The organism is Priestia sp. P5_B4, assembly GCF_056400385.1.
On record NZ_JBFULJ010000133.1, the window covers coordinates 1 to 7,827 of the forward strand.

Genomic DNA, 7,827 nt, shown 5'->3' on the forward strand with positions numbered 1-7,827 from the left:
ATTTGGGACATTCTAAAAGCGTGTATGTTTGTTTGATTAGTAAAATGAATTTATACGGCTTAAATGAAAGGAAGAGGTGACTTAGATGGCTGCTAAAACTAAAAAGGCTATTATTGATGTATCAAAGCAACTTGATAAAATCGCTGAGCAGTACCAAACGTTCCAAATTCTTAATGAAGAGGGCGAAGTAGTAAATAAATCAGCGTTGCCAGATTTATCTGACGAAAAATTAAAAGAGTTAATGACTCGCATGGTATACACTCGTATTCTTGATCAACGTTCAATTTCATTGAACCGTCAAGGTCGTTTAGGTTTCTATGCACCAACTGCTGGGCAAGAAGCTTCTCAAATCGCTTCACATTTCGCATTAGAAAAAGAAGACTTCATTTTACCTGGGTACCGTGATGTGCCTCAGTTAATTTGGCATGGTCTTCCACTATATCAAGCGTTCTTATTCTCTCGTGGTCATTTCCACGGTAACCAAGCGCCAGAAGGTGTAGATATACTTTCTCCACAAATCATCATCGGTGCACAAATCGTGCAAACTGCTGGTGTGGCACTAGGTCTTAAAAAGCGCGGTAAAAAAGCAGTAGCGATCACTTATACAGGTGACGGTGGAGCTTCACAAGGTGACTTCTACGAAGGTATGAACTTCGCAGGTGCATTCAAAGCTCCGGCAATCTTTGTTGTACAAAACAACCGCTTTGCAATTTCAACACCAGTTGAAAAGCAATCTGCAGCACGTACAATCGCTCAAAAAGCAGCGGCTGTTGGTATCCCAGGCGTTCAAGTAGACGGTATGGATGCACTAGCAGTATACGTTGCAGTAAGCGAAGCTCGTGAGCGTGCAGTAAACGGTGAAGGTCCAACTTTAATTGAAACATTAACTTACCGTTATGGTCCACATACAATGGCTGGTGACGATCCAACTCGTTATCGTACAGCTGAGCTTGACACTGAGTGGGAAAAGAAAGATCCACTTGTTCGCTTCCGTAAATTCTTAGAAGCTAAAGGCATCTGGAATGAAGAAGAAGAAAACAAAGTAATCGAGCAAGCTAAAGAAGATATCAAACAAGCTATTAAGAAGGCTGACGATTATCCAAAACAAAAAGTTACAGATTTAATGGAAATCATGTACGAAACTATGCCTTCAAACTTACAAGAGCAATATGAAATCTACAAAGAGAAGGAGTCGAAGTAAGCCATGGCGCAAATGACAATGATTCAAGCGATTACTGATGCGTTACGCACAGAAATGAAAAACGACGAAAACGTATTAGTTTTTGGTGAAGACGTTGGCGTAAACGGTGGAGTATTCCGTGCGACTGAAGGTCTTCAACAAGAATTCGGCGAAGATCGCGTATTCGATACGCCATTAGCTGAATCTGGTATCGGTGGTCTTGCTGTGGGTCTATCGACTCAAGGTTTCCGTCCGGTTCCTGAAATTCAATTCTTTGGTTTCGTATACGAAGTACTTGATTCTGTATCAGGTCAAGCTGCACGTATGCGCTACCGTTCTGGCGGTCGCTGGAATGCACCAATTACATTCCGTTCACCATTCGGTGGAGGCGTTCATACACCAGAACTTCACGCTGATAGCTTAGAAGGTATCGTAGCATCTCAACCTGGTTTAAAAGTTGTAATTCCTTCAACTCCATACGATGCAAAAGGTCTTTTAATTTCATCAATTCGTGATAACGATCCGGTTGTATACTTAGAGCACATGAAGCTTTACCGTTCATTCCGTCAAGAAGTACCTGAAGAATCATACACAATTGATTTAGGTACAGCTGATGTGAAACGTGAAGGTACAGACGTAACGCTTATCGCTTACGGTGCAATGGTACACTCATCATTAAAAGCAGCTGAAGAACTAGAAAAAGAAGGTATCTCTGCTGAAGTAGTGGACTTACGTACAGTTCAACCTTTAGATATCGATACAATTCTTGCATCAGTTGAAAAAACTGGTCGCGTAGTAGTAGTTCAAGAAGCTCAAAAACAAGCTGGTATCGCAGCTAACGTTGTAGCTGAAATTAACGATCGTGCAATCTTAAGCTTAGAAGCACCAGTATTACGTGTAACAGCACCGGATACTGTGTTCCCATTCTCTCAAGCTGAGGGCGTATGGTTACCAGATCACAAAGATATCGTTGAAACAGCTAAGAAAGTACTTGAATTTTAATTAGCATTTTACTGTGATAGAAATCAGCTTTGTGCTGATTTCTGTCTTAGATAAAATAAACACTAACAAATTGAACGCAACTAACTAGGAGGGTGAAGACACGTGGCATTTGAATTTAAACTGCCGGATATCGGTGAAGGTATCCACGAAGGTGAAATTGTAAAATGGTTCGTAAAAGCTGGAGATGAAATTGATGAGGATGATGTACTAGCAGAAGTACAAAATGACAAAGCTGTTGTTGAAATCCCATCTCCTGTAAAAGGTAAAGTATTAGAAGTAAAAGTTGACGAAGGTACAGTAGCTACTGTAGGACAAGTTATCGTTACTTTTGATGCTCCTGGATACGAAGACTTAAAATTCAAAGGTGACGATCATGATGATGCACCAGCAGAAGAAGCTAAAGAAGAAGCTTCAACTGAAGAAGTGACTGAAGAAGCAACAGCTCCTGCAGCACAAGCTGATGTTGATCCTAACCGTAAAGTAATTGCTATGCCTTCAGTGCGCAAATATGCTCGTGAAAAAGGTGTAGACATTAAAGCTGTTCCTGGTTCAGGTAAAAACGGACGTATTGTTAAAGATGACATCGATGGCTTCCTATCTGGTGGTTCTACAGCTACAGCAACTGCTGAAGCTCCAGCTAAAGAGGAAACTGCTTCAGCTGAACCAAAAGCAGCAGCAGCACAAGCTATTCCTGAAGGCGACCTACCAGAAACTCGCGAGAAAATGAGCGGTATCCGTCGTGCAATCGCAAAAGCTATGGTTAACTCTAAACACACTGCTCCACACGTAACATTAATGGATGAAATCGATGTAACAGCTCTTGTTGCTCATCGTAAAAAATTCAAAACAGTTGCAGCAGATCAAGGTATTAAATTAACATTCTTACCTTACGTGGTAAAAGCGTTAACTTCAGCACTTAAGAAGTTCCCAGCTCTTAACACTTCAATCGATGACTCTACTGATGAAGTAATTCAAAAACATTACTACAACATCGGTATCGCTGCTGACACTGAAAAAGGTCTTTTAGTACCAGTTGTGAAAAATGCTGATCGTAAATCTGTGTTCGAAATTTCTGATCAAATTAACGACCTTGCTGGAAAAGCACGTGATGGTAAATTAGCTCCTGCTGAAATGAAAGGCGCTTCTTGTACAATCACAAATATCGGTTCTGCTGGTGGACAATGGTTTACTCCTGTTATCAACCACCCAGAAGTTGCAATTCTAGGTATCGGACGTATCGCTGAAAAACCAGTTGTACGCGACGGTGAAATTGTAATTGCTCCAGTATTAGCATTATCACTAAGCTTTGACCACCGTATTATCGATGGCGCAACAGCTCAAAACGCTCTTAACCAAATCAAGCGTTTATTAAATGATCCAGAATTATTATTAATGGAGGCGTAATAAATGGTAGTAGGAGATTTCCCAATCGAAACTGATACTCTTGTCATTGGTGCTGGCCCTGGTGGCTACGTTGCAGCAATTCGTGCAGCTCAATTAGGTCAAAAAGTTACAATCGTAGAAAAAGGTAACCTTGGAGGCGTATGCTTAAACGTTGGTTGTATTCCTTCAAAAGCATTAATCGCTGCAGGTCACCGTTTTGAACACGCTAAACATTCTGAAGACATGGGGATTATCGCTGAGAACGTAACAGTTGATTTCTCTAAAGTTCAAGAATTCAAAAACGGCGTTGTAAACAAACTTACTGGCGGTGTTGAAGGCCTCCTTAAAGGTAACAAAGTTGATATCGTAAAAGGTGAAGCTTACTTCGTTGACAGCGAAACTGTGCGTGTAATGGATGAAAATTCTGCACAAACGTACAAATTCAAAAATGCTATCCTTGCAACTGGTTCTCGCCCAATCGAGATCCCTGGATTCAAATTCTCTGAGCGCGTAATCAACTCTACAGGTGCATTAGCGCTTAAAGAAGTTCCTAAAAAATTAGTTGTAATCGGTGGAGGTTACATCGGTACTGAGCTTGGTACTGCTTTTGCTAACTTCGGTACAGAAGTTACATTTGTAGAAGCTGCTGATGAAATCTTAGCTGGTTTTGAAAAACAAATGAGTTCACTTGTTAAACGTAACCTTAAGAAAAAAGGAAACGTTGAAATCTATACAAAAGCAATGGCTAAAGGTGTTGAAGAAACTGCTGACGGCGTACAAGTTACGTTTGAAGTAGGCGGAGAGTCAAAAGTAATCGATGCTGACTACGTATTAGTTACTGTAGGTCGTCGTCCTAATACTGATGAGCTTGGTCTTGAGCAAGTTGGCGTTAAAATGACTGACCGTGGTCTTATCGAAATCGATAACCAAACTCGTACATCTGTAAGCAATATCTTTGCAATTGGTGATATCGTCACTGGACCACCACTTGCACACAAAGCTTCTTACGAAGGTAAAATCGCAGCTGAAGTAATCGCTGGCGAACCTGCTGAAATTGACTACTTAGGAATTCCAGCAGTTGTATTCTCTGAGCCTGAGCTTGCATCTGTAGGTTATACTGAAGCACAAGCGAAAGAAGAAGGATTAGCTGTTAAAGCTTCTAAATTCCCATTTGCTGCTAACGGACGTGCGCTTGCACTTAACGCTGCAGAAGGCTTCTTAAAGCTTATCACTCGTAAAGAAGACGGAGTAGTTGTTGGTGCTCAAATCGCTGGACCTAGCGCATCTGATATGATCGCTGAGCTTGGTCTTGCTATCGAAGCTGGCGTAACAGCTGAAGATATCGCATTAACAATTCACGCTCACCCAACATTAGGTGAAATCACAATGGAAGCTGCTGAAGTAGCTATTGGAAGCCCAATTCACATTGTGAAATAATGTTTTTAAAAAGCTGATGCGTATGCATCAGCTTTTTTTTTGAAGAAAACGGTTTTCATAAAGTATCAGATGCTTGTCAGACAGTTTTTGTTGATGATGAGTATCCTCCTTTAGAGGAAACGTGTAAAAAGCGCTGAGGCAGTCTTAAATGAGCTCTAGATGCATACATATGAAGTGGGACGTGCTTTCCTTATAGGTAGATAAAAAATTGCTCTTTTGGATAACGAATGAAAAGGCGGCGAAGGAGCTATGAAGACGTATTTCGTTTGGAGCTTACACATTGTTATTTGGGTGGGTTATTCACTGGTTGAATTGCTATCAAAACGTGATCAGTTGACATCTAAAATTATTTTATTTTTAGTATTTGCTTATTTAGCTTACGGCATAGCAGAAATGAACGTCAAATCTAAAAGACTGGCGCTTATGATGACGGGTACGACTTCAGCTGTCTGCTTGACATGTTATCAACTAATTTTATTTTGCACAGCGTAAGATTGCATAAAAAAAGCGTTAGCTTATATAAGCTAACGCTTTTTTTTGTCTTACACAGATTTCTTTTCTCTTTTCAATGCGCCTTCTTCTTTAAATGCTTTCATTAATGAGAAGACGGTTAGCACCAGCACAATTGAGAATGGAAGTGCTGCTATAATCGCAGCTGTTTGGAGCGCGTCCAAACCACCTGTCCAAAGCAGAATGATTGCTGTTAACGATTGAATTAATCCCCACGTAAGTTTAATAGAGCCTGAAGGATTTAGATCACCATTTGTTGTCTGCATTCCTAAAACAAATGTAGCTGAGTCAGCTGATGTAATAAAGAACGTAGCAATTAAGCAAATAGCGACAATGGACATGAACGTACCAAATGGAAATTGTTCAAGTACATAGAATAAAGCAACTTCTGTTCCTTTATTGTTGATAACATCCATAACAGGAAGATCCTTAAAAAAGTCTAAGTAGACCCCAGAACCTCCGAATACAGCAAACCATAATCCACCAAATACGGTCGGAACAGCTAGTACACCAATTAAAAATTCTCGAATGGTTCTGCCTCGTGAAATACGAGCAATGAACGTACCAACGAACGGTGCCCAAGCGATCCACCATGCCCAGTAGAAAATTGTCCAATCTTGAACCCAGGTGCTGTTATCAAACGGGCTCAATCGAAAACTCATTGACGGCAAGTTTTGAATGTAGCTGCCAATGGTTGTAACGAATAAGTCCATAATAAAGTTGGTTGGACCTGCAAATAACAAAAACAGCATTAGCAGAATAGCTAAAACAATATTAATGTTACTCAAATACTTAATACCTTTGTTCAGCCCCGTCTGTGCTGACAGCATGAACAAGAACGTCACGATAATAATAACAATTAATTGAGTCGTGAAATTATTGTCAATACTTGGCGACAAGTAAGAGGCTCCACCGGTAATTTGAATAGCGCCCAGTCCTAGAGACGTTGCCACCCCAAAAATAGTTGCAAATACGGCGATGACGTTTATGATCGTTCCAAGAGGTCCATCAACACGTTTTCCTAATAGTGGACGTAAAATATTGCTGATGATGAACGGATAACCTTTTCTAAATTGAAAATATGCAAGGGCCAGTGCAAGAACGGAATAAATAGCCCAAGGATGTAAACCCCAGTGGAAAAACGAATAACGTAGAGCTGCACGAGCTGATTCTGCTGTACCGCCTTCACCAGAAGGTGGAGTATGAAAATGATTGATTGGTTCTGAAACACCCCAGAATACAAGTCCAATCCCCATACCAGCACTAAATAACATGGCAAACCACGAGACATAACCATACTGAGGCTTTTCGTCAGGTTTACCTAATTTAATGTTTCCGTACTTTGAAAAAATTAAGTACAGCGTAAAAACCAAGAATAATGTAGCCGCTAATAAATAATACCAGCCAAATTTCTCGATGATAAAACTATGTATTGCCGATGTAACAGGTGTGAGAGCTGCGCTTCCTAGCGTAGATTCCGGAATAACACCCCATACGATAAATACTGCAGCAATAATAACCGAAATGATAAAAACGGGAGTCAGTTTTTTCATCGATTAACACTCCTTTCCTATTCTATTTTACATAACATAGTGTTTCATATAGCCTTTTCAGCTATACATGAAACCACATGGTTATACATTTTAGTGAAGTTTGTATGAAATGTCTACCCTATTAGTAAGAAAAAGCGGAAAGAGAACAAATTCTTATTTTTCTTAATTATTTTAAAGTGCTGAAATAGATGTGAAATTAGACATTGTTTTTTCATATAAATAGAGATGATGCTAAGCGTTCAGCTTTTTGAAAACAAATATAACATTTATGTGAAAAATATTTTTAATGTGACATACTAATTAGTTGTTGACATATTTAATGTGACATAATAATATAATATCAAGAGTTGTAAAACGCTTACAAAAAAGACGGTTAAAGGGGAGTTTACAAAATGGGAACAATCGTATGTCAAACATGTAACTGCACAATTGATCATTTCGAAGATGAGAAAGTGACGCGATTATACTCAACATGTAAAAGCGAAGAATGTCAAAAGGCAGATGAAGATTTAGATTAATTCAATAAAAAAAGGTGCGGATTTCCGCACCTTTTTTATTGAATTGCTTTATGTTCTTTAATGACACGAAATGTTTTTAATTCAAAATCTTCCGGACCCTGCACAGGTAAACCTGCCTCTAAGTTTGTTTCAATGTAGGTTAAATTTTCCTCAGTGATGATTTCCCCAGGAATAAAAATAGGAATACCGGGAGGGTAGACCATCACAAATTCCGCAATAATACGGCCTGCCGATTCATGAAAAG

General features: G+C 39.6%; 8 protein-coding genes. 6 read left to right on the top strand and 2 right to left on the bottom strand.

All coding sequences use genetic code 11. From position 1 onward, the window contains the following. Positions 1-85 precede the first annotated feature (85 nt). From pdhA to AC1DRF_RS12655, 5 genes are all read left to right on the top strand, one after another. Entirely contained in the window at positions 86-1,201 is a 1,116-nt protein-coding gene (gene pdhA / locus AC1DRF_RS12635) for a pyruvate dehydrogenase (acetyl-transferring) E1 component subunit alpha (RefSeq protein WP_013082293.1), read from the top strand. A gap of 3 nt (positions 1,202-1,204) precedes the next feature. Then, entirely contained in the window at positions 1,205-2,182 is a 978-nt protein-coding gene (locus AC1DRF_RS12640; protein WP_013056055.1) for an alpha-ketoacid dehydrogenase subunit beta, read from the top strand. A 102-nt stretch (positions 2,183-2,284) separates the two neighbouring features. Continuing rightward, complete coding sequence (locus AC1DRF_RS12645; protein WP_013082294.1) at positions 2,285-3,586, top strand: dihydrolipoamide acetyltransferase family protein; 1,302 nt, start codon at positions 2,285-2,287, stop codon at positions 3,584-3,586. Between the two features lie 3 nt (positions 3,587-3,589). Continuing rightward, the gene (gene lpdA / locus AC1DRF_RS12650; RefSeq protein WP_013082295.1) at positions 3,590-5,002 is read left to right on the top strand and encodes a dihydrolipoyl dehydrogenase; all 1,413 of its coding nucleotides are present in this window, start codon (positions 3,590-3,592) and stop codon (positions 5,000-5,002) included. A gap of 249 nt (positions 5,003-5,251) precedes the next feature. After that, positions 5,252-5,494, top strand: coding sequence for a hypothetical protein (locus tag AC1DRF_RS12655; RefSeq protein WP_043979546.1), 243 nt, complete (start codon positions 5,252-5,254; stop codon positions 5,492-5,494). 50 nt (positions 5,495-5,544) lie between these two features. On the opposite strand, the gene AC1DRF_RS12660 is transcribed toward AC1DRF_RS12655, so the two are convergent. Then, on the bottom strand, positions 5,545-7,065 hold the full coding sequence (locus AC1DRF_RS12660; RefSeq protein ID WP_057241788.1) for a glycine betaine uptake BCCT transporter: 1,521 nt from the start codon (positions 7,063-7,065) through the stop codon (positions 5,545-5,547). 392 nt (positions 7,066-7,457) lie between these two features. Between AC1DRF_RS12660 and AC1DRF_RS12665 the strand changes: the two genes are divergently transcribed. Further along, entirely contained in the window at positions 7,458-7,583 is a 126-nt protein-coding gene (locus tag AC1DRF_RS12665) for a GapA-binding peptide SR1P (RefSeq protein ID WP_098906928.1), read from the top strand. 35 nt (positions 7,584-7,618) lie between these two features. On the opposite strand, the gene AC1DRF_RS12670 is transcribed toward AC1DRF_RS12665, so the two are convergent. Next, positions 7,619-7,827, bottom strand: a 209-nt coding sequence (locus tag AC1DRF_RS12670) for an Orn/Lys/Arg family decarboxylase (RefSeq protein WP_477740861.1), incomplete at its 5' end; no start/stop codon positions are given.